This window comes from Nocardia sp. 852002-20019_SCH5090214 (assembly GCF_001665865.1).
Taxonomy (GTDB): Bacteria; Actinomycetota; Actinomycetes; order Mycobacteriales; family Mycobacteriaceae; genus Nocardia; species Nocardia nova.
Genome location: NZ_LZMK01000220.1, coordinates 1 through 24,298 on the forward strand (window position 1 = coordinate 1; position 24,298 = coordinate 24,298).

27 protein-coding genes and 1 tRNA gene are annotated in these 24,298 nt (G+C 68.3%); 15 read left to right on the forward strand and 13 right to left on the reverse strand.

Annotated features, from left to right (window positions below; translation table 11 throughout):
• Nucleotides 1–295 precede the first annotated feature (295 nt).
• The 5 genes from A5780_RS17180 to A5780_RS17200 all read right to left on the reverse strand — a co-directional run bounded on the left by A5780_RS17180 (nt 296) and on the right by A5780_RS17200 (nt 4,843).
• Nucleotides 296–814 carry a hypothetical protein gene (locus A5780_RS17180; protein ID WP_064908931.1) on the reverse strand — a complete coding sequence of 173 codons (519 nt, stop codon included), beginning with the start codon at nt 812–814 and terminating at the stop codon, nt 296–298.
• 61 nt (nt 815–875) lie between these two features.
• Nucleotides 876–1,895: a TerC/Alx family metal homeostasis membrane protein gene (locus tag A5780_RS17185; protein ID WP_063014523.1), complete on the reverse strand. Its 1,020-nt coding sequence runs from the start codon at nt 1,893–1,895 to the stop codon at nt 876–878.
• A gap of 199 nt (nt 1,896–2,094) precedes the next feature.
• Nucleotides 2,095–2,526 (reverse strand): nitroreductase family deazaflavin-dependent oxidoreductase, encoded by a 432-nt coding sequence (locus A5780_RS17190; RefSeq protein WP_063014525.1) that lies wholly within the window; start codon nt 2,524–2,526, stop codon nt 2,095–2,097.
• A gap of 138 nt (nt 2,527–2,664) precedes the next feature.
• Nucleotides 2,665–3,750: a dihydrodipicolinate reductase gene (locus tag A5780_RS17195; protein WP_064908932.1), complete on the reverse strand. Its 1,086-nt coding sequence runs from the start codon at nt 3,748–3,750 to the stop codon at nt 2,665–2,667.
• A gap of 40 nt (nt 3,751–3,790) precedes the next feature.
• Nucleotides 3,791–4,843 carry a Rieske 2Fe-2S domain-containing protein gene (locus A5780_RS17200; protein ID WP_064908933.1) on the reverse strand — a complete coding sequence of 351 codons (1,053 nt, stop codon included), beginning with the start codon at nt 4,841–4,843 and terminating at the stop codon, nt 3,791–3,793.
• Between the two features lie 147 nt (nt 4,844–4,990).
• On the opposite strand from A5780_RS17200, the gene A5780_RS17205 reads away from it, so the two are divergent.
• A complete protein-coding gene (locus tag A5780_RS17205; protein WP_064908934.1) occupies nt 4,991–5,608 on the forward strand; it encodes a TetR/AcrR family transcriptional regulator in 618 nt (205 codons plus the stop codon).
• Nucleotides 5,609–5,623: 15 nt separating this feature from the next.
• On the opposite strand, the gene A5780_RS17210 is transcribed toward A5780_RS17205, so the two are convergent.
• Nucleotides 5,624–6,535: a MerR family transcriptional regulator gene (locus A5780_RS17210; protein ID WP_064908935.1), complete on the reverse strand. Its 912-nt coding sequence runs from the start codon at nt 6,533–6,535 to the stop codon at nt 5,624–5,626.
• A gap of 72 nt (nt 6,536–6,607) precedes the next feature.
• Here A5780_RS17210 and A5780_RS17215 point away from each other — a divergent pair, with 72 nt between their 5' ends.
• Both A5780_RS17215 and A5780_RS17220 read left to right on the forward strand, forming a co-directional pair.
• Nucleotides 6,608–7,270, forward strand: coding sequence for a maleylpyruvate isomerase family mycothiol-dependent enzyme (locus tag A5780_RS17215; protein ID WP_082976526.1), 663 nt, complete (start codon nt 6,608–6,610; stop codon nt 7,268–7,270).
• 278 nt (nt 7,271–7,548) lie between these two features.
• Nucleotides 7,549–8,352, forward strand: coding sequence for an LLM class flavin-dependent oxidoreductase (locus A5780_RS17220; RefSeq protein ID WP_064908936.1), 804 nt, complete (start codon nt 7,549–7,551; stop codon nt 8,350–8,352).
• Nucleotides 8,353–8,459: 107 nt separating this feature from the next.
• On the opposite strand, the gene A5780_RS17225 is transcribed toward A5780_RS17220, so the two are convergent.
• Together A5780_RS17225 and A5780_RS17230 are read right to left on the reverse strand one after the other, a co-directional pair.
• Nucleotides 8,460–8,533 (reverse strand) — tRNA-Ile (locus A5780_RS17225).
• Between the two features lie 123 nt (nt 8,534–8,656).
• Nucleotides 8,657–9,424, reverse strand: a complete 768-nt coding sequence (locus tag A5780_RS17230) for a maleylpyruvate isomerase N-terminal domain-containing protein (protein ID WP_064908937.1) — start codon at nt 9,422–9,424, stop codon at nt 8,657–8,659.
• Between the two features lie 126 nt (nt 9,425–9,550).
• Between A5780_RS17230 and A5780_RS17235 the strand changes: the two genes are divergently transcribed.
• The 5 genes from A5780_RS17235 to ppk2 all read left to right on the forward strand — a co-directional run bounded on the left by A5780_RS17235 (nt 9,551) and on the right by ppk2 (nt 12,975).
• Nucleotides 9,551–10,003: a hypothetical protein gene (locus A5780_RS17235; protein WP_030518462.1), complete on the forward strand. Its 453-nt coding sequence runs from the start codon at nt 9,551–9,553 to the stop codon at nt 10,001–10,003.
• A gap of 188 nt (nt 10,004–10,191) precedes the next feature.
• Nucleotides 10,192–11,427 (forward strand): inorganic phosphate transporter, encoded by a 1,236-nt coding sequence (locus tag A5780_RS17240; protein WP_063014537.1) that lies wholly within the window; start codon nt 10,192–10,194, stop codon nt 11,425–11,427.
• A 5-nt stretch (nt 11,428–11,432) separates the two neighbouring features.
• Nucleotides 11,433–11,732, forward strand: a complete 300-nt coding sequence (locus tag A5780_RS17245) for a hypothetical protein (protein ID WP_064908938.1) — start codon at nt 11,433–11,435, stop codon at nt 11,730–11,732.
• A gap of 10 nt (nt 11,733–11,742) precedes the next feature.
• Complete coding sequence (locus tag A5780_RS17250) at nt 11,743–12,054, forward strand: DUF3349 domain-containing protein (RefSeq protein ID WP_063909229.1); 312 nt, start codon at nt 11,743–11,745, stop codon at nt 12,052–12,054.
• 9 nt (nt 12,055–12,063) lie between these two features.
• A complete protein-coding gene (gene ppk2, locus A5780_RS17255) occupies nt 12,064–12,975 on the forward strand; it encodes a polyphosphate kinase 2 (protein WP_064908939.1) in 912 nt (303 codons plus the stop codon).
• A gap of 7 nt (nt 12,976–12,982) precedes the next feature.
• Here the strand turns inward: ppk2 and A5780_RS17260 are convergent, their stop codons facing one another.
• The 3 genes from A5780_RS17260 to A5780_RS17270 form a co-directional block, all read right to left on the reverse strand.
• Nucleotides 12,983–13,924 (reverse strand): hypothetical protein, encoded by a 942-nt coding sequence (locus A5780_RS17260; RefSeq protein ID WP_064908940.1) that lies wholly within the window; start codon nt 13,922–13,924, stop codon nt 12,983–12,985.
• 183 nt (nt 13,925–14,107) lie between these two features.
• A complete protein-coding gene (locus tag A5780_RS17265) occupies nt 14,108–15,763 on the reverse strand; it encodes a class I adenylate-forming enzyme family protein (RefSeq protein ID WP_064908941.1) in 1,656 nt (551 codons plus the stop codon).
• Between the two features lie 97 nt (nt 15,764–15,860).
• Nucleotides 15,861–16,730, reverse strand: a complete 870-nt coding sequence (locus tag A5780_RS17270) for an IclR family transcriptional regulator (RefSeq protein WP_104362860.1) — start codon at nt 16,728–16,730, stop codon at nt 15,861–15,863.
• Nucleotides 16,731–16,934: 204 nt separating this feature from the next.
• Here A5780_RS17270 and A5780_RS17275 point away from each other — a divergent pair, with 204 nt between their 5' ends.
• The 6 genes from A5780_RS17275 (at nt 16,935) to A5780_RS17295 (ending at nt 19,741) form a co-directional block, all read left to right on the forward strand.
• Nucleotides 16,935–17,678: an SDR family NAD(P)-dependent oxidoreductase gene (locus A5780_RS17275; protein ID WP_030518469.1), complete on the forward strand. Its 744-nt coding sequence runs from the start codon at nt 16,935–16,937 to the stop codon at nt 17,676–17,678.
• A gap of 49 nt (nt 17,679–17,727) precedes the next feature.
• Entirely contained in the window at nt 17,728–17,889 is a 162-nt protein-coding gene (locus A5780_RS41045; protein ID WP_169812493.1) for a hypothetical protein, read from the forward strand.
• Nucleotides 17,890–17,969: 80 nt separating this feature from the next.
• Nucleotides 17,970–18,137, forward strand: a complete 168-nt coding sequence (locus A5780_RS17280; protein WP_036499828.1) for a CopG family transcriptional regulator — start codon at nt 17,970–17,972, stop codon at nt 18,135–18,137.
• Between the two features lies 1 nt (nt 18,138).
• On the forward strand, nt 18,139–18,480 hold the full coding sequence (locus A5780_RS17285) for a glyoxalase/bleomycin resistance/extradiol dioxygenase family protein (protein ID WP_039784179.1): 342 nt from the start codon (nt 18,139–18,141) through the stop codon (nt 18,478–18,480).
• A complete protein-coding gene (locus A5780_RS17290) occupies nt 18,477–19,349 on the forward strand; it encodes a class I SAM-dependent methyltransferase (RefSeq protein ID WP_064908942.1) in 873 nt (290 codons plus the stop codon). Before A5780_RS17285 ends, A5780_RS17290 begins: the two co-directional genes overlap by 4 nt.
• A gap of 20 nt (nt 19,350–19,369) precedes the next feature.
• A complete protein-coding gene (locus A5780_RS17295; RefSeq protein ID WP_064908943.1) occupies nt 19,370–19,741 on the forward strand; it encodes an ACT domain-containing protein in 372 nt (123 codons plus the stop codon).
• 7 nt (nt 19,742–19,748) lie between these two features.
• Here A5780_RS17295 and A5780_RS17300 read toward each other — a convergent pair whose 3' ends face one another.
• Nucleotides 19,749–21,386 (reverse strand): HNH endonuclease, encoded by a 1,638-nt coding sequence (locus A5780_RS17300; protein ID WP_231982989.1) that lies wholly within the window; start codon nt 21,384–21,386, stop codon nt 19,749–19,751.
• An 89-nt stretch (nt 21,387–21,475) separates the two neighbouring features.
• On the opposite strand from A5780_RS17300, the gene A5780_RS17305 reads away from it, so the two are divergent.
• A complete protein-coding gene (locus tag A5780_RS17305) occupies nt 21,476–21,949 on the forward strand; it encodes a hypothetical protein (protein ID WP_063011353.1) in 474 nt (157 codons plus the stop codon).
• On the opposite strand, the gene pabB is transcribed toward A5780_RS17305, so the two are convergent.
• A complete protein-coding gene (pabB, locus tag A5780_RS17310) occupies nt 21,929–24,238 on the reverse strand; it encodes an aminodeoxychorismate synthase component I (protein ID WP_082976532.1) in 2,310 nt (769 codons plus the stop codon). The genes A5780_RS17305 and pabB overlap by 21 nt on opposite strands.
• Nucleotides 24,239–24,298: the final 60 nt, after the last annotated feature.

Genomic DNA, 24,298 nt, shown 5'->3' on the forward strand with positions numbered 1-24,298 from the left:
GGGTCGCGGTGGGGGTGTTCCAGGCGCCACTGGGTCTCCAGGACCGTATGGCCGGGTTGATCGGCGTCGACGGGCAGCAGTTGCAGCGGGGGCAGTAGTTGCAGTGGCGGGAGTAGCTGTGGCGGAGGTAGCAGCTGTGGCGGTGGTAGTAGTTGCGGTGGCGGCAGCAGCAGCTAGGTCGAACGGCCACCTCGGCCGGCACGCGCGGGCGGCCCGGGGGATCGCCGCACCCGATCGGTTCGCGCCGGTCTGGGTCTGTGCGGTAGGAGCAATCCGTGGCGACCGGCGGCCATCGTCACCGCCGAGCGCGGCGCCCTGAACCTCCGCTGATCTCACCCAGGGCGGTTTCCACCTCGGCGATCCGCTCCGGCGAGACTCCCCACGGATTCTCCACTTCCACAACGACATCCAGATCCCACAGCACGCAGTCCTCGCCGGGGTCGGCGACGAGGGACCAGGCGACGACGGTGCGTCCGAGCTGAGTCGCCATCGGCACACCGCTGCCGCCGCCGTAGCCGTCTCCCTCGGGAAAATGGTGCAGGAACCGGCCGTACGCGGCCTCGCAGAAGTCCCGGTAACGCTTGGTGCACAGGATCAGACCGTGCCACGCCTCGTCCACGGCATGGGACGGCATGCCGATCACTTGGTCGTCGGCCAGCGCGGCTCCGCAGCATCGCAACCATTGCCGCAGACCGGTGTCCACCAATTCCCGCGGCTGCCAGGGACAGGTCTTGAAGACGGCCTCCGGCAATCGCAGCGCGTCGACGGCGCGCCGGGTGCGGACCGGATCGATACGCCGGAAGCGGGACAGCACCGGCCCACGGTACGGCCGAGATCGCGCGGCGGACAACTCCTGCGCCCGCGGGCCGCGATGCTCATCGAGCGGACGTGTCGACAGTGGCGGAGTCGCCGTCCTTCTCGCCCCGGGTGGCCAGCAGGCTGGTCACGGTCACTACGCCGAGCACCACCACGATCACCAGCAGCGAGGCGGCGGTGGGGATCTCCGGCAGCCAGTCCCAGTAGCCGTGGGCCCAGTGCAGCACCAGTTTGACGCCGATGAAGCCGAGGATCACGGCCAGGCCGTAGGCGAGGTGCACCAGGCGGGCCAGGACCGCCTGCAGGACGAAGTAGAGGGCGCGCAGGCCCAGCAGGGCGAAGGCGTTGGTGGCGAACACCAGATACGGGTCGCCGGTGACGCCGTAGACCGCGGGCACCGAGTCGATCGCGAACACCAGGTCGGTGGCCATGACGGCGGTGACCACCAGGGCGAGCGGGGTCAGGGCGCGGCGGCCGGCCTCCCGCACGGCCATCTTCGTGCCGCGGTAGTCGTCGGTGACGGGCATCAGCCTGCGCATCAGGCGCACCGAGCGCATCCGGGAGATGTCGACTTCCTGTTCGTGCCCGGTGACCGCGTCGCGGATCAGCTTGAGCGCGGTGAGCAGCAAAACCGCGCCGAACAGCAGGAACGCCCAGTCCAGCGAGGCGAGCGCCGCCGCACCGACGGCGATGAAGATGCCGCGCAGCACCAGTGCGCCCACGATGCCGAACAGCAGCACCCGTTGCGCCAGCACCGCCGGGACCGCGAAGGCCGCCAGCAGCAGCATGAAGACGAACAGGTTGTCCACCGAGAGCGACTTCTCCAGCAGATAACCGGTGATGAACTCGGTGGCGGGCTTCGATCCGAATCCGGCCCACAGAATGCCGAAGAACGCGACCGGCAACGCCAGGTAGAACACGGTCCAGCCGACCGCCTCCCGCATCGACACCTCGTGCGGTTTGCGAGTGACGACGAAGTCCAGCGCGAGCAGAACCAGCACACCGGCGATGGTGGCGGCCCACAGCCAGGGGGAGCCGATGGTGTGCAGCTGCTGGGCTGCGAGAACGGACGAGTTCACAGGTCTCCTCGGGTATGCGAAAGCACCCGAGGTCTCCTTCACCCGATATCCGGGCGGCCATCCGGGGATCCCGACGGCGGAATCCGTACTGACCGGTGTGGCGCTTGGGAAGTACTCCCCTCGGAGGCGAGGATAGCGAAACCTTTGCCCGAAAACCAAGCGATCCGGACGAATGTGACGAGTCCGACCGCCGCCCGCGTCACTTCCGCGGGCTGAGCACCACCACCGATATGGGCCGATCGGTCATCTTCTGGTACTGCGTGTACCGGCCTTTGTTGACCTTGTCGACCAGCGACCACCGCCGCGCGTACTCGGTGTCGTCCGGATACGTCGGCCGCGCGGTCACCGGAATCCGCCGATGCCCGACCTGGATCTCGCACTCCGGGGCCGCCTTCACATTCGCCAGCCACCCCGGCGGCCGCGGCGACCCGCCGTTGGACGCCGTCACCAGATAGTCGTCGCCGTCTCGCGCATAGGTCAGCGCACTGGTGCGCGGCTGCCCGGTCTTGCGCCCCACCGTTCGCAACAACAGGGTGGGGTTTCCGAACAGCAGCCGGTGCCCCACGTACCCGTCCGACTTCTCGTAGATCCACTGATGAGCCCGCAGCGCGGTGGAAAACAGATCAGCCATCGCACACCTCCGATCAGACGACTAGGCAACCCCTGCCCAACACTAACCGGCGCGGAGCGCGAAAGCCCGCAACAAGATTCAGCCGCACCCCGTGCATGCGCGATCCACGCGACGGGCCGGGATGCGGCTGCCGAGCGTTCAGATCCTGAAGCGTCCCGCGAAGGTGCGCAGCGGCAGGTCCGCGCTGGTGATGATGCCGGGGCGCGCGGCCACCACGGATCGAATGGCATTCAGGGCCGGCAGGCCGGTGACGGTCATGCCGATCGAGGCGAAGTTCTCCGGGTTCGACAGATCGAACCCCTTGCGCGGGAAGATCATGTGCTTGCTGTAGATGTTGGGGTCGCCGGTCACCTGAGTGATGTAGCAGCCCTTGATCTCCCACGACGGGTCGGTGTGCGGCGTCATCTGCCACTCGAGATGGGTCTCCACGCGCGGGACACCGTCGACCATGCCCTGATATTTGATGTAGCTCGCGCCGAGCGAGCCCTTCGGCATGAAGTACCAGCCGAGGTCGACGTCCTTGGTGCAGGCGCCGAGTTCGTAGCCGAACATCACCTCGTCGAGTTCGAGTCCGAAGGCGTCGGCCATGAGGTAGACCGAGTCGGCGAACACCGCGGTGTAGCGGTAGAGCGAATCCGGGATCGTGGGGTCGTCGACCGGGCGGCCGTAGCCCACGGCCTTCCAGGTGTCGACGGAGTGGTGACAGGAGACGTCGACCGATTCGGTGACGGTGATGTTCTCGATGTCGGCGACGTCCGCGGTGTGCACGATGCCGAGAATCTGGCACAGACCCGGGTTCATGCCGGTGCCGTAGAAGGTGGCATTTCCGCGCTCACAGGCGGCCTGGATCACCTCGCTGACCTTGCGGCCCGAGGGATGGGCGTGGTTGGTGTCGCGGTGGAAACCGGTGATCCAGTCCGCGGTGGTGACCACGTTGATACCCGCTTCGAGGACCTTCTCGTAGAGATCTTCGTCGGGGAAGACGCCGTGGAAGGTGAGGACGTCGGGCCGCGCGGCGATGATCTCCTCGACAGTCCCGGTCGCGGTGACCCCGATGGGGTCGAGGCCGACGATCTCACCGGCGTCGCGGCCGATCTTCTCGGGCGTGTAGCAGTGCAACCCGACGAGCTCGAGATCGGGATGGTTGCGGATGCGCCCGATCATCTCGGTGCCGAGATTGCCGGTGGCGACCTGGAATACCCGGATCGTGTCGGAGGTGCTCATCGCGTGCCTTTCGGTGTGGTGGCTGCGGGGGTGACGGTGCTCAGGCGGTCGCGTCGGCCGCGGGATGTACGGCGCCGCTGTGCGGGCGGTGCGGGTCGGTGCCCGCGGGGCCGCCGTCGGGATAGAACTGCAGCGCCCACCGGCGTAGCGCGGTGAATCCCTGAAATTCCTTGCGGCTCAAAGCGGGTGGATCGGAGTAGCGTTGGTGGGCCCAGATGTTGATGTCGGCCTCGAACTGTTCGATCACGAAATCGGCCATCGTCTTTCCGTATCGGCTGATCTCGGGGCTGTCGTCGCCCGTCTTGCGTCCGATCCACACGGTGAACCGGACGTCGGAGGTGTATTCGTCCACCGGCGTCACCGCGGGCATGGTGCGGTTGTCGACCATGCCCCAGCTCTTGGTGATCGAACAGCCCAGCCCGGCGTTGATCGATTCCACGCCGCTGTTGACGTCCGATTCGCTGATGCCCTCGTCGAAGGCGATGGTGAAGTCCACGTAGGACACCGGGCCGGAGAAGTCGTGGCGGGTGAACTCCGGTACGAACGGCGTCTTGTGCACGACCTTGAAATGCGCGAAGTCGACGCCGTTCTCCATGATGTACTGCGGATGCAGTTCCAGGCCCGGCCGGAACAGTGTGGCCGCGGGCACCGGCGGATAATAGTCGGCGGCGGTCTTGTCGTCACCGAATGCCTCGAAGATGTCCGGCACCTCGAAATACGGTGCGCGGCCGTCGATGTCGTACCAGATCCACACGGCCTCGTTGCGTTCGACGACCGGATAGCTGCGGATGCGGCGGCCCTTGTTGGGATGTGCCTCGTAGGGGATGCAGACGTTGCGCCCCTGCCGATTCCACTCCCATCCGTGGAACGGGCACACCAGGTTCTCGCCGTCGACGCGCCCGCCGTAGCCCAGATGCGCGCCGAGATGTTCGCAGTACGCGTCGAATACCGCGAGCTGCCCCGATGCCGAGCGCCACGCGACCATCTCGCGGCCGAAGTACTTCATCTTGTGGACGGCGCCGATGGGGATCTCGGTGCACCACGCGACCTGGAACCAGCCCGTCGGCTCCATCGACAGGGGTGGTTTTGCCATCTCGATCCTCCACATTCGGCGAGGGGCTGCACGTCGCGGCGCAGACCGCCGCGCCCGGCGACACAAGAGTAGAAGCCTCTATGAAAGAAAACAAGAGGGTTCGTTGAAACTGGATGCCGCAGTTCAGGGACGGTATTATCGACCGTCGTGACGGAGGTAGCGGTGCACGGGAGGCGTGCGAACAAGCGCGGTATCCAATCGCGGGAGGCCATGCTCGAGGCCGCGATCACCTCGCTGGCCACCGGCGACCCCGCGGCCGTATCCGGCAACCGGATCGCCCGCGACATCGGCGCGACCTGGGGAGTCGTGAAATATCAGTTCGGCGATATCGACGGACTCTGGGCGGCGGTGCTTCGCTACACCGCCGACAAACGCGGCGACCTGCCCGCCGGTATCGCGACCGAAGGAACCCTGTCCGAACGGGTCGCCGCCCTGATCAACACCATGGCGATCGGATTGCGCCGCCCCGAATCCCTCGCCATCGAGACCCTGCGCGCCGCCCTGCCTCGCGACCACGCCGAACTCGAACGCGACTATCCGCTGACCGCCGCCGAACTCGCCTCGTGGAAACCCAACTGGGACAAGGCATGTGCACGAGCCTTCGCCGACCTGGGCGTCGACCCGGTCAAAATCCGCCGCGTCGCCGCCCTCATCCCCGCCGCCATGCGCGGCATCACCTCCGAACGCACCCTCGGCACCTATGGCAACCTCGACGACGCCATCCAGGGACTCATCGACGGAATGGTCGCTTACCTGGAGAAGTAGGGCCGCGCGGCGTCGCTACCACCGGCTCAGCGCCCGGTACAGCCAGTCCTGCGCCGCGCCGGTGGTGGTCGTACCGGTGATTTCGGCGGTGAGCGTCCAGTACCGGCGGATGCGCGGATCGTTGTCGTCGGCGCCGTGGAGCAGCCGGCGCCGGAACTCGGCCGTGGGGCGGACGCGCCGGGCGGCGGCGTGGGCGGTGAGAAACCGGTCGAGTTCCGCGCCCGGCCGTGGTTCCACGCGCGTCGCGACCAGCGGGTCCACGATCTCGCAGGCTTCGGCGACACCGGACAGCAGTGCCCGTTTGTCGCGGATATTCGTGGGGTCGTGCCGCCAGAGCTGTTGTGTCATCGCGGCGGTCAGGCGCGGATCGGTCACCGCGGTGGCGAGCTCGGCGTAGGCGACGACTTGCCGGGGCGTCGGATCGGCGGGCGGGGCCGGAATGTTCATGGCGACGAAACCGTCGAATGTCTCCGGTGCGATCGGGGTGAGCACTCGGCGCCAGAACGCGACCAGATCGTCGCGGGTGCGCCGGCCGTCGCCGACGGCGGCCAGTAGTTCCAGCCGCGCGGCGCGCCGGCCGGGCGAGGCGTCCTCGACCGCCGCCAGCACGGCCCGGCGCCAGGTCAGTGCCTCCAATTCGGCGTCGAGCGTGGCTCTTTCGGCGGCGACGGCGTCGGCGATCGAGGTGGTGCCGGTGAGTACGGCCTTGATCGCCTGCAACCCGAGGCCGAGCGTGCGCAGCCGGCGCACGAGCTGCAGGTGATCCACCGCCGTCGCCGGATCGAACAGTCGATGCCCGACCGCGCTGCGGTGCGCGTCCAGTACCCCTTCGTCGCAATAGAAGCGGATGGTGCGGACCGGGACGCCGGTGCGTTCGGACAGCTCTCCGATGGTGATCAGACCATCGCGGCGTGTGTTGTGGGTCACAGTTGCTGGAACCTCCACCCGGCTGGAACTCCTACGGTACGGCAACACCGATCACCCTGAGGAGTTCCGACAATGGCTGGAAAGACATCGATCGATACCGAGCAGGTCTGGCAGGCCGTCGCCGCCGAGCGCGCGAGCCTGGTCGAACTGTTGCGGGCCCTGCCCGAGAGTGGTTGGGAGCAGCCTTCGTTGTGTGCGGGCTGGCGGGTTCGCGATGTGGTCGCACACCTGATCCTGTCGGCGGATTCCGGCCTCGGGACGATCCTGTTCCATCTGATCCGAGCCCGAGGCGACTTCGATCGAATGGTCCGCGACAGCGCCATCCGCCACGCCGACAGCCGGACCACGACCCGGTTGCTCGCCGACCTGCACGACAGTATCGGCGTTCGGCGCACACCCGTCGGCACGACGCCCGTCGACCGCCTGATGGATCTGCTCGTACACGGCCAGGACATCGCGATCCCGCTCGGCATCCCCCGCGAAATGCCGGTACCCGCAGCGCGATCGGCCCTCGATCGCGTATGGAACGGTGGCTTTCCGTTCCATGCCCGCTCGAAGTTCGGGAGTTACCGCCTCGTGGCCTCCGACTGCCGATGGACCGCCGGCGCCGGACCGGTCGTCGAGGGGGCCGCCGCCGACCTGCTGCTGCTCATCACCGGCCGCGCGCCGGCCCTCGACCGGCTCACCGGCGAGGGCGCGGCGCAGTTGACAGCGATGCGGGCGGGGCGGCGATAGTTCCCTGGGCTCGGACGGCGGCGGGTTTCCCTCCCGCCTCTTGCGAGAATGCTTGGCCCACCGAAGATTACGCACCGCAGTTGGTGGGCCACAGCTGAGGTATACGGAGGGAGAACCTCGCCAGTCCGACCGATCCGCTCATCGTCGCCCACCCCGCGACGTGGTCGGTGCATGGCCGGACGCTTTCCGGCCGCGTCGATGAATTTCGCGGGGATCCGCCGTCCATGTCTTCGAACGCGCCGACGCCTTCGAACGCACCGACCGACAGGAGTTCAGCCATGACGAGACCGTTTCGCTTCGGGGTCGTCGCCCCGCTCACAACCGATGTGCCGACGTGGCGAGATCGCGTGCGCCGCATCGCCGGCAGCGGATACTCGACGTTGCTGGTGCCCGACTTCCCGCTCACGCAACCGGCTCCCGGCCCCATGCTGGCCACCGCCGCGGCCCTGACCGACCTGCGCGTGGGCACCTGGGTGTACGCCTCTCCGCTGCGCCCGCCCTGGCAGACGGCGTGGGAAGCGCATTCGCTGTCGCTGCTGACCGAGGGCCGCTTCGAGATGGGCATCGGCACCGGCAGGCCGGGTATCGAGGACGAGCTGCGCGACAAAGGGCTGCCCGTCCTCCCGCCGAGCGAGCGGCTGGCCGAGGTACGTGAGACGGTGAAGGCGCTGCGCGATCTCGACGGCCCCGACCGCCACACCCCGGTGGCGATGGCCGTCCTCGGGCCCAAGGCCCGAGCGCTGGCGGCCGAGGTCGCCGACACGGTCACCTTCGCGCTGGGGGACCAGCCTCGAAGTGAGGTCGAACGCCTGGCCCGCGACTTCCGCACCACCGGCGATCTCGAGCTCGCACTCGCCGTGCCCGTGGTCGGCGATACCGTCGCGCCGTATATGGCATCCCCCGACACCGACCCGGCCGCCTTGCGCGCGGCGGACGCGCTGAACGTACTCCCGGATGATCCGGCCGCCGCCCTCGAGGAAATCCAACGACGCCGCGAAGAGATCGGCTTCTCCTATTTCGTCTTCGGCGCCGACATGGCCGACCGGTTCGCCCCGGTCGTCGCCGAACTCGCGGGGCGGTAGTCGGGTGGCGGCCCTCGAATCAGCACGATGAAGTACACGGCTCATCGAGCGCTGTGCTGTCTCGGGCCTACTCTACGGTTAGGCGATTCCGCTGGTGAGAGAGATTGTGGGGCGGGTGGGGCTCGAACCCACGACCAGCGGATTATGAGTCCGCGGCTCTAACCGACTGAGCTACCGCCCCTCGCCGCGCTGCACGCGCGTGGGGGATGCTACCGGGTCGGGGGTGCGACGGCCTAGTTGGGCTCGGGCGGGTGGCGTCTCGTGGTGAAAGGGGGTGGCGCGAGGGCGGTTTCGCCCTTTCATGTCAGTAGCCGGCGAGCAGCGCGTGCAGCCTGGTGAGTTGGGCGGGAGTGAGGGTGCTGCGGACGCGGGTGCGGGGCTCGGGGCGGCGTCCCCACAGGACGAGGAGGCGGGCCGCGACGTCCAGCTCGAGGCCGGGGGCGTCGGATGCGTCCGCGACCGAACTCATTGCAGCGCAACCGGATTCGACCGACAGCCGGATATCGGGCGCCCCCGGTGAGCGCAGCCGCACGTCGAAATTCTCATCCGGAGACGGATCGCGGCGCACGCCGGACGCCAGCAGCATCGGGCCGAGCGCGCGCACGGCGTGGGCGGTGAGTTCGGGCTGGGCGAGGAGTTCGTCGCCGATGCCGTCGTCCCCGGTGATGTCCCAGCGGTGGACGGCGAACTCGCTGCGCAGATGCGGCAGGAACATCGCCACGGGCATGGTCCGGCCGGTCCACGGGACGACCGCGTCGGGGTCGGCGGCCAGAACATCCCCGAGCAGCCCCCGCAACCGCTGCTCCTCGAGTTCCAGCCGTCGCATCAATTCCGGGTCGCTCATAGCCCGAAACGGCGCCTCCCGCTCCTCGAACCCGCGCGTGGCGGGCACCGGCTCACCGTTCAGATACGGCTCCAGATGCCGGCTGATCTCGACGGCCCCGGCCACGAGATGCGCGGTAACCTCATGCGCCGTCCACCCCGCACACGCGCTGACCACCTCCGGAGCGATGGCCCGGCGCGCCTCGAGGAATGCCTCGGCCTCACGACTCTGCTGCACAGCTGAACTCATGCCGGGAGAGTAGAAGCGAAACCCTTCGGCCCCCACCGAACTGTGCCGGACGGTCCCCGCTGTTCTGTAGCACGTCTGTCACTCCACCGCCACAGTCCGATAGCGAACGGGCTGGAGGATCGGCTGATGACAGCCATCTACGCGAGCGAGCAGGTAACCGAACAGACCACTCCGTGCATTGCGCCCGCGCAGTCGCGATATCGGGAGATATTCGGTGACACCTGGTACGAACAACGGATCGGGGCGCTGGTCATGCGGTCGGGGCGCCTCTGTGCGGTGATGACACCCGCCGAGCGGGGCGCTTCGGTGCTCGGCATACTCGGTGATCTGGCGGTGCCGGTGATGCGGGTCGGGGTGGGGGACCGGTGCGTGTGGTCGTTTCTGGCCGAGAATCCCCGTTGTGGTGAGGGCGCGGGATGGTGGTCGCTGGACCTGTTCCGCTGCTTCGTCACCCAGACCGGTCCCGGCGCGTTGATCGCGCTCCCCACCCCTGGCAACCCGCGCCGGACCTGGGTGCGTGAACCGCGGGGCGCGGTGCCGGATCTCCGCCTGGTCGCCGAGGCCATCGTCGCCGCCTAGCGCCGCAGATCCCCAGGGCGATCAGTTCACCGGAGGCCCCGCCGATTCCGGCAAGTGGCAGGCAGACGATTCCATCGGGAACTTTCGATGAACCTCTGCCCGACGTCGATGAAACGCCCAGCTAGGCGGCGTTGCCGAAAAGCGGCAGGGGATTGTGGGCGAGGCCTGCACACCGCACCATCACGAGAGTGAACAGCGAACTGATCATCCTGCTGCTGGTGATCGTCACGGCGCTTGCCTTCGACTTCACCAACGGTTTTCACGACACGGGGAATGCGATGGCGACGTCCATCGCGACGGGTGCCCTCAAACCCACGACCGCGGTGACCCTTTCGGCGCTGCTGAATCTGGTCGGTGCGTTCTTGTCGGTGGAGGTCGCGTTGACGGTCACCAACGCGGTGGTCAAGATCCAGAACAAGGACGGGACACCGAAAGCCGAGTTCACCGCGGATCACGGGCGGGCCCTGCTGATCATCGTGATGGCGGGACTGATCGGCGGCATCATCTGGAATCTGCTGACCTGGCTGCTGGGCCTGCCGAGCTCGAGTTCGCATGCGCTGTTCGGCGGATTGATCGGCGCCGCAATCGCTTCCGGTGCGGGCGTGGTGTGGATCGGGCACGGGAAGATCGACGGGGTGGTGGGCAAGGTGATCATGCCCGCGCTGTTCTCACCGGTGATCGCGGGCATCGTGGCCGCGGTCGGCACCTTCCTGATCTTCAAAATCGTGGTCGGTATCGGCGAACGGTTCACCGAGGCCGGGTTCCGGTGGGGGCAGATCGGCACCGCCTCCCTGGTCTCGCTCGCGCACGGGACCAACGACGCCCAGAAGACGATGGGCGTGATCACCCTGGCGCTGATCGGCTACAGCGCCTCGGATCCGCAGTCGACCGGCCCCCTCGCCTGGCACGAAACCGACAATGTGCCGCTGTGGGTGAAGTTCGCGTGCGCCGCCGCCATCGCCCTGGGTACCTATATCGGCGGCTGGCGCATCATTCGCACGCTCGGCAAGGGACTGGTCGAGATCAGTTCGCCGCAGGGGATGGCGGCCGAAGCCTCCTCGGCGACAATCATTCTCGCCTCCAGCCACCTAGGCTTCGCGCTCTCGACCACCCACGTCGCCACCGGCTCGATCCTGGGTTCCGGTGTCGGCAAGCCCGGTGCGCAGGTGCGCTGGAACATCGCGCTGCGCATGGTGGCGGCGTGGGTCATCACCCTGCCGGCCGCCGCCGTGGTGGGCGCGGTGATGTGGGTGATCGCGGCGAAGATCCCGACCCTGCTGGGCCCGCTGATCGCCTTCGCGATCCTGTGCGCGCTCTCGGTCTACATGTACCGGCGCGCCCAAGCGCAGAAGGTCGACCACACCAACGTCAACGCCGAATGGGACGAGCCGGTCGCTCCCGCGGACACGATCGCGAAGGTCTGAGAATCATGGAAACGATAAAGCTCGTTCTCGAATCGGTCTGGAAGATTCTGCTCGTCGGCATCGTGCTGGGCGCCGGTCTGCCCGCGCTGTTCGCCGTCGGCGTGCGCGGTCTCGCGGTCGCCAACGGACACGAGTCGGCCGCCGGAACCGTCCACCGGCCCAATCCGTTCGGCGCCGCGGTGGCCGTCGTGGTCTTCGCCGTCGTGGTCGCCGCGATCGCCGTCGGTATCACGATCATCGTCGCGTCCGGTTTCGGCAAGGCGGTCAGCTTCGAGCACATCTATCCGACCCTGGTCGAGAAGTAGGAGTACACAGGTGAATTCGAGGACCAACGACGAGGGCTTGCTCGCGCAGATCCTGGATTGGCTGCGCGCCGGCTACCCGGACGGCGTCCCACCGAAGGACTACTTCCCGCTGCTCGCGCTGCTGAAGAAGCAACTGAACAAGGACGAACTCGACCGGATTCTCGGCCTGCTGCTGGCGGGCCGGCCCGACGTCGTCGATCGCGAGCAGGTCGAGGCGGCGATCGTGGAAGTGACCCGCTGCGAACCGAGCGAGGACGATCTGCGCCAGGTCGCGGCGAAGCTCGCCGCCGGTGGCTGGCCGCTCACCGGATTCCACGACTGAAGGGCGGACATGCAGCGCAATCTCAGTGCCGTCGCCGACCTCGAGTCCGCCGTCGACCTGACCGACACCACCGGATTCATCGTCGACGACCTGGACGACGACGATCCCGTACTGCTCACCGCCGCAGACGGTTTGGTCGTCGACACCTGGCGTGAAGGCTATCCGTACGACGAACGCCTGAACCGCGAGGTCTACGAGGCCGACAAACGCCTGCTGCAGATCGAACTGCTCAAATTGCAGAACTGGGTCAAGGCCACGGGCCGGCGGCTGGTCATCGTGTTCGAAGGACGTGACGCCGCCGGAAAGGGCGGCACCATCAAGCGTTTCATGGAACACCTCAACCCGCGTGGCGCCCGCGTCGTCGCGCTGGAGAAGCCCACCGCCCGGGAATCGACTCAGTGGTACTTCCAGCGCTACGTCGAACACCTGCCGGCGGCCGGGGAGATCGTGCTGTTCGACCGATCCTGGTACAACCGCGCCGGCGTCGAGCGTGTGATGGGATTCTGCACGCCCGAACAACATCGGCGTTTTCTGAACCAGGTGCCGCTGTTCGAGCGGATGCTCGTCGACGACGGGATCGACCTGGTGAAGTTCTGGTTCTCGGTATCGCCGCTGGAGCAGCGGACTCGCTTCGCGATCCGGCAGGTCGACCCGGTCCGGCAGTGGAAACTCTCGCCGATGGATCTGGCCTCGCTGGACAAGTGGGACGACTACACCGCCGCCAAAGAGGAGAACTTCGAACACACCGATACCGACTACGCGCCGTGGATCGTGGTCAAGAGCAACGACAAGAAACGCGCCCGCCTCAACGCGATGCGCCACGTCCTGGGCCTGTTCGACTACGAGAACAAGGAACTCGACATCGTCGCTCCCGCCGATCCACTCCTCGTCGGCCGCGCCCGCGACGTGGTCGGCTCCTGACCCCGGGTCACGGCGTGCGGTCCAGGACGAGATCCGACAGCCGCACCGCGTACATCGAAACCAGCACGGCCTCTTCGTGACCCGGCACTCCGGGCCGCACATACGCGCGCACGGTTTCGGTTTCGCGCACCAGATCCAGCAGTGCGGCGCGCAGCAGCTCGGGGCGAGGAGAGGTGGTCAGCGTGTGAAAGCTGTAGCGCCAGCGGTAATCGTCGATCAAGCGGTGCAGTCGCTCGGCCTCGACCATATGGTGGTACCGCACCCCCTGCGAATGGGAATCCATGGCGATCAGCAGCTGCTCGACTTCGGCCAGCCGCTCCTCGGTGCCTACCGGTGGCGCGCTGTAGGCGATCTCGCCGGAATCGCGGACGGCGTGCGCGCAGGCCTGCGGCAGATTCCACGGCAGGGACAGCTGCGCCTGCGAGCCTTCCTCCGGTCCCGGCCAGTGCGGGCCCGGACCGGTGTCGACGGCGAACAGCACCGCGTAGGGATAGCCCGCGAGGTGCAGCGCCTCGTTGTCCTGCCACGCCGGTCGCTGTGCCGCGTAATCGAGCATGCGCCGGCGCAGCCGGACCATCGTGCGCAGCGCCCGGTATCGATCGGGTTTGGCCCAGCCGAAACCGTTGCCGATCAACTCGCGGCGCACCGTCGCGTTCAGCCGATCCCAGCCCGGCCCGTCGGTGCAGGCGGCGATGCGCACGGAGTAGCCGTTGCCGAACAGATGCCGCAACAACTGCCGCTCCTCGGCGGCCACCGGTTCGGGCGGGCCGGGCAGCAGGACCGCTCGCAGCGAATCCGCGCCCTCGAATCCGTCGTTACCGACATGCACATCGACATGTCCGCGGATCGTGAGTGCCGCCAGCTGCGCCGCGACAATGCGGCCGTAGCGGGCGGCACCCTGTTCGTGCATCGTCGGTGCCAGCAGCATTCCGGCCTGCAGCACCGTCATTCGGGCCGATAATCGTTCGAACGCCGCCGTCATCTGGTCGGGATCCGGAGGCATGCACACCACTCACTCTGTGACACAGGGCAATCAGGTCCGCACCAGTGTAGAGCCCGGCGTGGCGTACATTCGGCAATATCGGCACCGGATCGAGTCGCGGGCGCCGGACGACACCTCGAAACCCCTGTGTCAGACCGTGATCCCGGACCGGATCAGCTTGCCGGTGATGTTGCGCGGCAACGGATCCGAGGTGATCCGCCACCGTTCGGGCACCTTGAAATACGCCAGCCGTTCGCGGGCGAATTCGCGCAGATCCGCCTCCGACGCCGTGGACCCCTCGGTGAGAACGACGACGGCCGCCACCTGCTGCCCGAGATCGGGGTGCGGTTCACCGACGACGGCGCATTCCACGACATCGGGGTGTTCGTCGAGGCACTGCTCGATCTCGACCGGGTAGATGTTCTCGCCGCCGCGCAGAATCAGATCCGATCGGCGGCCGGTCAGGCGCAGGCGACCTTGTTCCATCACGCCGAAATCGCCCGTGCGCAACCAGCGCTCGGCATCGATCGCCGCCGCGGTGGCTTCGGGATTGCGCCAGTAACCCAGCATGACGAACGGGCTGCGGACGTAAACCTCACCTTCGACGCCCTCCGGAACGGGTGTCCCGTCGGCATCGCGGATCTCGAGTGCCACACTGATGATCGGCCGGCCCAGCGTCCCGGGGGATTCGGCGAGGTCGGCAGGGGTGGCGACGGCGACCGCGGTACTGCATTCGGTGAGGCCGTAGCTGTCCACCAAGGCGTCGGCGGCGAACGGAACCTCTTCGCGCAGACGTTGTTTGAACGCCGGTGACGACGGCGCCGACGCGAGGGCGAAGGCGGTGAGCGAGGAGGTGTCGTAGCGTCCGATATCGCCGTGTTCGAGCAGCCGGGAGGCCATGGTGGGCACCGCACCCCAGTTCGTCACCCGCTCCTTCTCGATCAGGCGCAGAATCCGGTCGGCGTCGAATCCGCCCTGCGGCATGATCACCGCGCTGCCGGTGGCCAGCCGCGGCACCACCAGATTGTGCAGGCTGGCGATGTGGAACAGGGGAGAGGTCAGCAGGCAGCGCAGATCCAGCGGCGCGCCGGGTTCCAGGGTCTTTCCGGTGAACGCGGCGGCCAGTGCGTCGGTGTACTCGAAATAGCCGGTGACGGCCAGCAGATTGCGCTGGGAATGCAAGGCCGCCTTGGGTTTCCCACTGGTGCCGCTGGTGAACAGGATGACGGCGGGATCGTCCTCCGCCACGTCGGGGACCGTCGGTTCGGCGCCGGCGTGGGCGGCGATCAGACGCGGCAGATCCTCGTCCATGGTCACCACTGCGGCGGCGGTGTCGATATCGGCGAGCAGCTTCGCCCGCTTCGCGTCCACGACCACCACGGCCGGTTCGGTCAACGCCAGTCCGTACTCGATCTCGCGCGGCACCCACCACCCGTTGAGCCCGACGGCGATCGCGCCGAGGCTCTGCGCCGCCCAGAAGGTGATCACCCATTCGACGGTGTTCGCGGCCAGGATCGCGACCCGATCACCGCGCCCCACGCCGTACTCCTCCCGCAGCGCGGCGGCCAGCGCGGCGGCCGCGGCGGCGTGTTCTCGATAGCTCAGCCGCCGATCCTCGGTGACGAGATAGTCCCGGTCACCGAAGCGCACCGAGTCGGCGAGCAGTTCGGCGACCGCGCGGCGACGGTGCCGCAGCACCGGCATGCGAGCGCCGAGAACCTCCTCCTCGACGAGCTCGAATCTGCCGCCCGGACCGGTCAGCTCGCGCATGACGGCGGCGATATCGGGCATGGACGTGGTGGTCATGGGCGGTCCTTCTGTGTGGAGCATCACAACCACCGCACTGTGTCACGCACGCCGCCGGCATATGCCGGCGTTTCCGCTCAGCGAGACTCGCGGCCGCCTAGGCGCGGCTCGGCGAGGCGGCGAGCGAGCGCCCGTTCGTCCGGACCGCCTGTGCGCGCCGGCCGGCCGGGACATGACGTCGCCCGCGGGACTCGGCGGCCAGCGCGCGCGAGGTGCGCGCGGCCGCCTCCGCGACCAGCGGGGCGAGACGCTCCATCGTCGCGAAGTTCGTTTCCCCGCACAGGCAGATCGCGGCCAGCGGACCCTGCGGACCCCGGATCGCGGCGGCCACGCTGGGAAGTACCCGGCCCACCATCGCATTGGTGTATTCGCCGCGGTCGAACGACAGCCCGCGATTGCGGCGGATCCGGTTCAATTCGCGATGCAGGCTCGGCACATCCCAGCCTCGGCCCTGGACCGGATTCGACAGCTGCTTGCCGAGCAGTGCCTCCACTTCCTCCGGCGGCAGCCAGGCCAGCATGGCGCGGCCGCCGGTGGTGAGGTGGGCGAAACTGCGGCGTCCCACATGCGATTCCAGCGTGCGCGCGAACGGGCCGCCGAGTTTGTCCAGGAACACCTCGTCGGCGCCTTCGAGAGCCGCCAGGTGCACCACGAGTCCGGTCCGTAGCTGCAGTTCGTGCAGGTGCTCGGCCGCCGCCTCGCGGATCTCGCCGTGCCGGCCGTCGTAGCCACCGAGCCCGAGTGAACGGCGGCCCAGGCAGTAGCCCGAGGGGGTGTGCTCGAGCCAGTGCAGTTTCACGAGCTGGTCGAGGATGCGATGCGCGGTCGAGCGCGGGAGCCCGCTGTGTGTGCAGATCTCCACGAGGCTCAGCCGCGTCGACCGGTGCTCGAACATGTCGAGAATGAGCGTCATCCGCTCCACCATCGACGGCGGCAGGGGGCGGGGTGCCGATGTGGCCAGTGGCATCGATGCCTCCGATCGTGAGTCACTTCCATCCTGCCCGTCGAATCTGGGCGAGAACCGGAATTGAAGCCCGAGTGTAGTGACGGCAGACACACTGCGCGATGGCGGTCCATCCCGTTCGTCCGGTATCCCGCTGACCGGAACGGCGCCCGACCCGAATCCGCGGACCTGACAGCGTGGAATTTTTCCGGAGCGAGAGGAGTGGGTGTGCGGCTCGAAGGAAAGGTTGCGATCGTCACCGGTGGTGCGGGCGGCATCGGCCGGGGAATCGTGCGCGCCTTCGCGAAGGAAGGCGCCGAGATCCTGTTCGTCGACATCAACGACGAGGCCGGACGTGAGCTGGAACGGGAGCTGGCCGGCGCAGCGGCGTATCTGCACGCCGACATCACCCGCGAGGAGAGCGCCGAGTTGATCGTCGCCGCGGCGGTCGAGCGGTTCGGCTCGGTGCACGTGCTGGTCGACAACGCCCACGTCTCCAAGCAGGCGCCGCTGCTCGAGACCACCCAGGAAATGTTCGACCTGTCCTTCGGCACCGGCTTCTATCCGACCTTCCGATTGATGCGCGCTTGCTATCCGTATCTGAAGCGCAACCGCGGCTCGGTGATCAACTTCGCCTCCGGCGCGGGGCTGGAGGGGCAGGTGCGGCAGGGTTCGTACGCGGCGGCGAAGGAGGCGATCCGGGCGATCAGCCGGGTCGCCGCCAACGAATGGGCCGCCGACGACATCAATGTCAACGTGATCTCGCCGCTGGCGCTGACCGAGGGGGTCGCCGCCTATATCGAGGCAAATCCCGGCGTCGAGGAGGCCTTGCTCGCGCGCACCCCGCTGCATCGCTTCGGCGACCCGGAAAGCGATATCGGCCGGGTCGCGGTATTCCTGGCCAGCGCGGATGCGAAATACATGACCGGCCAGACCCTGATGGTCGACGGCGGGTCGATCAAACTGCGCTGAGGCCGTTTCCGTCCCCGCCCGCGGCCGCGCAGGCGGCTATCGTGGGGTTATGGGCGTGTTCGGTGAGATGTTCCCCGGCAAGAAGCTGACCGACGAGAGCGGCGGTGACAGCGACGGGCAGCAGCATCGGCCGCGGCTGGATCTCGACCTGGAGGCGGGGGTGATCCGGCTGTCGGGGACGCCGCGATCGGACGAGGAGCCGTCCGAGTAGCCGGTTCGGAAGATCACTTCGTGACCTTCGCGGGCCGATAGATCTAGCAATCTAGATTACTAGCATGTTAGTGTTCTCTCGTGGGTGCCGAGGAAGTCAAGCAGTTCAACGTGTATCTCCCGGTGGAGCTGATCAAGCAGGTCAAATACCGGGCGGTCGAATCGGAGATGTCGCTGTCGGCGTTGGTGGCCGAGGCGCTGCGGGCGTATCTCGGCGCCGAACCGCCGACGCGTGAGAAGGAGAAGTGAGATGGCCGCCAGAGGTGTCGAGGCGATTTTTCTGGAGACCCACAACTGGGGGAAATCGGCGAAGTTCTTCCAGCAGCTGGGCTTCGAACTGGAATTCGCCACCGACCACAATTCCGGACAGCTCCGCAACGGGGACGGTCCGTATCTGTTCATCGCCGAGGTGCCGGCGGATCGCGAACCGGGAATGCAGGTCGTGCTGAAAGTGGAAGCGGAGCAGGACTTTCCGGCGCCGGTCGAGGTGGTCTCGCCGTTCGCCGACACCCATTACGGAACCCGCGAGATGACGGTGCGTGATCCCGACGGGCGAGTGTGGACGCTGCAGGCTCCCGGTGGTGACCGATGAGCGATACCCGGACCGGTGCGGTGCCCGAGCAGACCGCCGTGCCCGATCAGACCGCCGTGCGGGTCGCGCTGTGGCGCGCGCTGCACGTTCGGCTCGACCCGCCGCCGCATGTGCTCGACGACGAGATCGGCCTGCGTCTGGCCGATCCGCCGGAGGGCTGGCGCGAGCGCGGCGATATGCATCCCGTGGGCACCAGCCGCTTCCGGGCGAGCATCGTGGTGCGGTCGCGATTCGTGGAGGATCTGCTCACCGAACAGGCCGGGCGGGTCGGCCAATACGTGCTGCTGGGCGCCGGACTGGAGACGTTCCCGCAGCGCAAACCCGACATCGCCGCTCGTTTCCGGATTTTCGAGGTCGATCAGCCGCAGACGCAGGCGTGGAAGCGGCAGCGTCTGGCCGAGACCGGTTACGGCCTCCCGGAGTGGTTGCGTTCGGTCCCCGTCGATTTCGAGAAGGATTCGTGGTGGGAGCGCCTGACCGCGGCCGGTTTCGATCCGTCCCGGCCCGCTATCGTCGCCTCGCTGGGGGTGAGCATGTATCTCACCGACGAGGCCAACCGCGAAACGCTGTCGCTGCTGGCGCGGACAGCGCCCGGATCCACGGTCGTGATGACCTTCCAGCCGCCGCTGGAACTGCTCGACGAACAGGATCGGCCGAGCCGGGAATTCGCGGTCTCGGGTGCGGCGGCCTCGGGCACGCCGTTCCTCAGCTTCTACGCCCCGGCGCAGCTCGTCGCCATGGCCCGGGAGGCCGGTTTCGCGCAGGCGCACCACATTTCGGCGGACGAACTCAACGCGCGCTACTTCGCCGGGCGGCCGGACGGGCTGCGCACCTCCAACGGCGAGGAGTTGCTGGTGGCGACGACCTGAGCCCCGCCTACGATGAGCCGATGGCGAAATCCCAGCGCTTGCACATCGTGCCGTCCCGATTCAGCGTCGACCACATCCCGTCCGCGACCTTTCCGGAGGACGACGAATGGGTGGCGCTGGTGCGGGCGCCGGAGGGGCTGACGGTCGTGCGCGAGGCCCCGCCGTGGGAGCGGGAGTCGTGCTGGCTCGGCCTGTACGCCGCCACGCCCCGCGAGCTGGACACCTCCGGTGCGCTGACCGCGATTCTGGAACCCCTGGCGCGGCACGGCATTCCCGTCTTCGTCGCCTCGACCTACCATGCGGATCTGGTCCTGGTGCCCGAATCGCGCAGCGCCGCCGCCACCGATGCGCTGACCGAGGCCGGATTCGAGATCGCCGGAGAGGCGGGCTGACGACGGCTCAGATGTGGTCGCCCTTGTCGCGGTTGCAGCCGCGGCACAGGATCTGCAGATTCGCCGCACTGGTCGCGCCGCCGCGGCTGAGCGGAATGATGTGGTCGAATTCGAGGTAGTGGGTGGCGCCGCATTCCACGCACCGGCCGCCGTCGCGATGCCACACTTCCGCCTTGATATCGGGTGCGATGGACCGGCTGTCGCGTCTGCCCGGCGCGACCGTGAGCCGTTTCGCCACCCGCAGGGCGCCTTCCACGATCGCGGCCACCAATTCCGGTTCGTCGACATCGAATTCGGCCCCGCCGCGTGCCGAGGTCGCCGCCACCGTCACGCCCGTCTCGGAGGCCGCTACGGAAACCGCTCGGGCCCAGGGTATTTCGATACCCGCGTCGGGTCCGATGAAGCGTAACTTCCGGTTCGAGCAGATCAACCGTCCCGGTGACGCCTGCGCGCCGCGGCCCGACCGGCGGATGCGGGTCGCGGCGGTGTCGAGATGGACGCGTTCCTGCGGGTCCAGATGCAGATCGGGCACCGCGATCACCGGGAGCTCGCCCGCACGCAGCCGGGACAGGATGCGCAGCCGCCGCAGGCTGCGGCGCAACTCGTCCACGGCCGCGTCGCGCACCTCGAGCGCGGCGACCGTCGCATCGAATCGTTCCAGCTCGGCGCCGCCGATCGTGCCGTCGGCGAGTGCGAAAGCCGCCATGCGCTCGAGATGGGCGACGGCGGGTCCGCGCAGGGCCGCGCGGGCGGTGTCGGGGTCGATGCGCTGATGGCGGATCCGCGTCCACAGCTCGTCCCAGTCGGGTCCGCTCGGTCCGGTGGTGGTCAGGACGCGCAGCGCCCGGGTGCGCCAGCCGGAGAGGTAGTCCTCGACCTCCGTGGCGCACGCGCGGCAGGGCGCGGCGCCGAGCAGGCGCCAGCCCCGCCGCCGCCCGCACCGGGGACAGGCGCGTGGGTCGGAGGGTGGGCGTGCGACGGTCTGCTCGGTCCACCGGGAGCCGTCCCACCAGCGCAGTGAGGCCGCGTCCGTGGGGTCGGGATGCCAATCGGGGCGCTCGTCCGGTGGCGGGGGCATGGGTGTGGCGAAACTGTTGCGGTGCAACGATAGTCGCTGCGACCGGTGCTGTGCCGACTCCGAGACGGCTGCGCCGAATGTCGTGAACAAGTCCGCCGCGCCGGCGTGCTGCGGTCCGCCGCGCACGAACCACCATCGGTCCTCGGCCCGGCGGAACTCTCCGAACACCGCGGCCCACGCACCCGGCTCCGCGGCCACGTCGGCACGCGCCACCAGGCCCTCGGCGTCCTCGACCGAAACCGCGAGGCCGGGCAGTGCGGCCAGCGGCTCGTCGGCGCCGGACCCCGTGATCAGGATGCGGACGATCTCGGCCTCCGTCCGGGGCAGCGAGACCGACAGCCGCGCGGTGCCCGGATGCGGATCCTGATCCACGGTCACCGCCTGGGAGGGGTGGCGCGGCGCGTTGAAATACACCACGTCGCGGGCGGAGCGGACCCGCCCGCCGGCGGTCAGCAGGACGGCATGCGCGTCCAGCGACGCCGTCGAACGCCACGAAACCAGTACCGACAGAAGCGAAGTCGGTACCGGCGTGGCGTCACCGTCGACGGTGGGGCGCATGGTTGTCATCGCCACGAACTATGCCAGGCCGCCCCGACACGAATCGCGCGGTCGGCGCGGAGCTTTTCGTGACTGTCCGGGTGCGGCACAGTGGAACCATGACGAACCCGAAGGGTGACTCCGGGCGTAAGCCCAGCGGCGCGCGGGTGCCGGGTGCGACGGAAATCCTCGCCGCCGCCCAGGCCGCCGCGCAGGCCGCGCAGACCGCCGCGGGCCAGGCCATCGATGCCGCGCAGGTCACCGCCGGTACCGCCTTCGGCACCGCGGTGCGGCTCCCGCCCGCCTCCGTACAGTTGGCCGCGCAACTTCCGGATCTGATCGAGAATCTGGCGATCGCCATCGACCGGCTCAATTCCACCATCGACCGCCTCGACCGGACCCTGGCGCTGGCCGATCCGGCCTTCGCGGCCTACGACCGGCTGCTGCCGCGGCTCGAGGCCGTGATCGCGCTGGGTGAGGAGGTGTTCAACCGGCTGTCGAAACTGCCGGGCATCTCGATGCTGGGCCGCCTCACCAGCCGCGAGGCGGAACCACCGCAACCGGAGCCGAAGTCACGTCGACGCGGGAAATAGACCCGCCCTGCCCGCCGATCGCGGCAACTCGGCCGTCGCGATCACCGCACGGGCCGCGGCCGCGGCCTTGAGCACCATCTCGTGGAATTCCGCGTCGGCATCGGAGTCCAGCACCACCGCGCCGCCCGCGCCGACGCGCCAGCCGCGCTCGTCGCGGACCGCGGTACGGATGACGATATTGAGATCCGCCGTTCCGCCCAGACCCAGAAACCCGATCGTGCCCGAGTAGATGCCGCGCGCCTCGGTCTCCAGCCCGTCGATGATCTCCATGGTCCGCAGCTTCGGAGCCCCGGTCATCGAGCCGCCCGGGAAGCATGCGCGCAGGCAATCGAGCACATCCACCTCCGGGCGCAGCCGCCCGCGCACGGTGCTCACCAACTGATGCATCGTGGTGTAGGTCTCCGCGACCATCAGCTCGGGCACGTGCACGCTGCCCAGCTCGCACACCCGGCCCAGATCGTTGCGCAGCAGGTCGACGATCATCAGATTCTCGGCCCGCGTCTTGGGGTCCAATTCCAGAGCGCGGCAGAGGTTTTCGTCCGCCTCCGGAGTCGCGCCGCGCGGGGCGGTGCCCTTGATCGGCTTGGTCTCCACCGTGCGGGTGCGGTCGATCTTCAGAAAGCGCTCCGGTGAGGAACAGGCGATATGGAGCTCGCCGAAGCGCAGGTACGCCGCGTACGGGGCGGGATTGCTGCGCCGCAGCATTCGGTAGACCTCGAGTCCCGGCGCATCGGAGTCGATGGTCGCGCTGTCGGTGAGGTTCACCTCGTATGTCTCCCCGGCGCGCAGCTCGGCGTCGATCGCCGCGATATCGGCCAGATAGCGGTCCCGGCCGCGGGTCAGGCGGGAGACGACGGCCTCCTCGTCGGCGGGAAGGGTGAGCGGTTCCGGATTCCGCCGATCCGGCAGGCTCGCGACGATCGCGCGCGTATCGGCCAGCCAGCGGTGATTCTCGGCGGCCGAATCGGCGTCGGTGACAGCGATCAGATGGGTGCGACCCGCGACGTGATCGACTACGACCAGCCGATCGGCGAAGAGCCACTGCGCGTCCGGATAGGGCGATCGATGCCCGGTCCTCGCACCGCAGTCGGCCTTCATCTCGTAGCCCAGATAGCCGACGTAGCCGCCGACGAAATCGAAGGGCACATCGGGGAATCGGATGTTCAGCGCACTCAGCCGCGCCGACAGATAGTCGAGCACCGGCCGCGGATCGGTGCGCGTCCCGGCTCGATTCTCGATCACACATCCCGCGCCCACTCGATATCGGACCACCTCCGCCAGCGGCCCGGACGCATCACCGGCGAAACTGAACCGATCCAGCCCCGGCTCCACATGCGCACTGTCGAGCCAGAACACCGTCGGCGAGTCCGGATATACCCGCAGCACAACGGATTCCGTCTCCACGGCGCGGTCGATCACCTCGTGCAGCACGGTGAGGGTCGTCGGCCGCGGGGCGCCGGCCTCTGCGGTTCCGGGCCCACTGGAGACCGGATCGGCCGCGGCGGACGTCGCACCCATCGACGACGCGACGCCCGTCCAGCCGAGTTGCCGGCGAGCCGGACGTTCGCCCGGCCGTGAGATGTCCCGTGACGGTTCGTGGACGCCCGATGCCCGGCCGGTCACGGCCCGATGCGCCCACCACTCCCGGGTCAGCCGCGCGAAATTACCCAGCAGCGCGGCGCCGAATTCGCTCGACACCGATTCCGGATGGAACTGCACACCCCATTGCGGGCGGTGCCGGTGGCGAACGCCCATCACCACCCCGTCGGGCGCGGTCGCGGTGATCGCCAGCGCGTCCGGCAGGGGCTGGGCGGCGCACAGCGAGTGATAGCGCACGGCCAGGAAGTCGGCGGGAACCCCGGCGAACAGGTCGCGACCGTCGTGGCTGATGCGGTCCGGATAGCCGTGCCGGGGCGCGGGCGCCGGGATCACCCGCCCACCGGCCGCCAGCACGATGCCCTGGTGTCCGAGGCAGACGCCCAGCAGCGGGAGCTTCGCACGGTCGATCAGTGCCTGCGAGATCCCGAAATCCCTTGGTACATCGGGGCGTCCGGGCCCGGGGGAGACGACGATGTTGTCGAACCGGTCGAGGTCCAGCTCGGCCAGGGTGTCGACCTCGTCGTTGCGCAGCACGGTCGGCTCGGCGCCGTTCACCGTGCCGATCAACTGGAAGAGGTTGTAGGTGAACGAGTCGTAGTTGTCGATCAGCAGGGTGCGCACGGGGGTTCGGGTGCGCACCGCGTGGTCGACAGTGGTCTCGCCCGCATGCCGAGACCGGGACGTGCTCATGTGCATCACCGTATCGGGCATCTCGGACGACGCAGTGAGGGCATACGCCTTCAGTTGACC

What these genes read in the sequence shown, in the direction of transcription:
- A5780_RS17190 (WP_063014525.1), bottom strand. Translation starts at nt 2,526, where the DNA reads ATGGCTGATCTGTTTTCCACCGCGCTGCGGGCTCATCAGTGGATCTAC.
- A5780_RS17195 (WP_064908932.1), bottom strand. Translation starts at nt 3,750, where the DNA reads ATGAGCACCTCCGACACGATCCGGGTATTCCAGGTCGCCACCGGCAAT.
- A5780_RS17200 (WP_064908933.1), bottom strand. Translation starts at nt 4,843, where the DNA reads ATGGCAAAACCACCCCTGTCGATGGAGCCGACGGGCTGGTTCCAGGTC.
- A5780_RS17215 (WP_082976526.1), top strand. Translation starts at nt 6,608, where the DNA reads ATGGCTGGAAAGACATCGATCGATACCGAGCAGGTCTGGCAGGCCGTC.
- A5780_RS17220 (WP_064908936.1), top strand. Translation starts at nt 7,549, where the DNA reads ATGACGAGACCGTTTCGCTTCGGGGTCGTCGCCCCGCTCACAACCGAT.
- A5780_RS17230 (WP_064908937.1), bottom strand. Translation starts at nt 9,424, where the DNA reads ATGAGTTCAGCTGTGCAGCAGAGTCGTGAGGCCGAGGCATTCCTCGAG.
- A5780_RS17235 (WP_030518462.1), top strand. Translation starts at nt 9,551, where the DNA reads ATGACAGCCATCTACGCGAGCGAGCAGGTAACCGAACAGACCACTCCG.
- A5780_RS17245 (WP_064908938.1), top strand. Translation starts at nt 11,433, where the DNA reads ATGGAAACGATAAAGCTCGTTCTCGAATCGGTCTGGAAGATTCTGCTC.
- ppk2 (WP_064908939.1), top strand. Translation starts at nt 12,064, where the DNA reads ATGCAGCGCAATCTCAGTGCCGTCGCCGACCTCGAGTCCGCCGTCGAC.
- A5780_RS17260 (WP_064908940.1), bottom strand. Translation starts at nt 13,924, where the DNA reads ATGACGGTGCTGCAGGCCGGAATGCTGCTGGCACCGACGATGCACGAA.
- A5780_RS17265 (WP_064908941.1), bottom strand. Translation starts at nt 15,763, where the DNA reads ATGACCACCACGTCCATGCCCGATATCGCCGCCGTCATGCGCGAGCTG.
- A5780_RS17270 (WP_104362860.1), bottom strand. Translation starts at nt 16,730, where the DNA reads ATGCCACTGGCCACATCGGCACCCCGCCCCCTGCCGCCGTCGATGGTG.
- A5780_RS41045 (WP_169812493.1), top strand. Translation starts at nt 17,728, where the DNA reads ATGGGCGTGTTCGGTGAGATGTTCCCCGGCAAGAAGCTGACCGACGAG.
- A5780_RS17285 (WP_039784179.1), top strand. Translation starts at nt 18,139, where the DNA reads ATGGCCGCCAGAGGTGTCGAGGCGATTTTTCTGGAGACCCACAACTGG.
- A5780_RS17290 (WP_064908942.1), top strand. Translation starts at nt 18,477, where the DNA reads ATGAGCGATACCCGGACCGGTGCGGTGCCCGAGCAGACCGCCGTGCCC.
- A5780_RS17295 (WP_064908943.1), top strand. Translation starts at nt 19,370, where the DNA reads ATGGCGAAATCCCAGCGCTTGCACATCGTGCCGTCCCGATTCAGCGTC.
- A5780_RS17300 (WP_231982989.1), bottom strand. Translation starts at nt 21,386, where the DNA reads ATGACAACCATGCGCCCCACCGTCGACGGTGACGCCACGCCGGTACCG.
- A5780_RS17305 (WP_063011353.1), top strand. Translation starts at nt 21,476, where the DNA reads ATGACGAACCCGAAGGGTGACTCCGGGCGTAAGCCCAGCGGCGCGCGG.
- pabB (WP_082976532.1), bottom strand. Translation starts at nt 24,238, where the DNA reads ATGAGCACGTCCCGGTCTCGGCATGCGGGCGAGACCACTGTCGACCAC.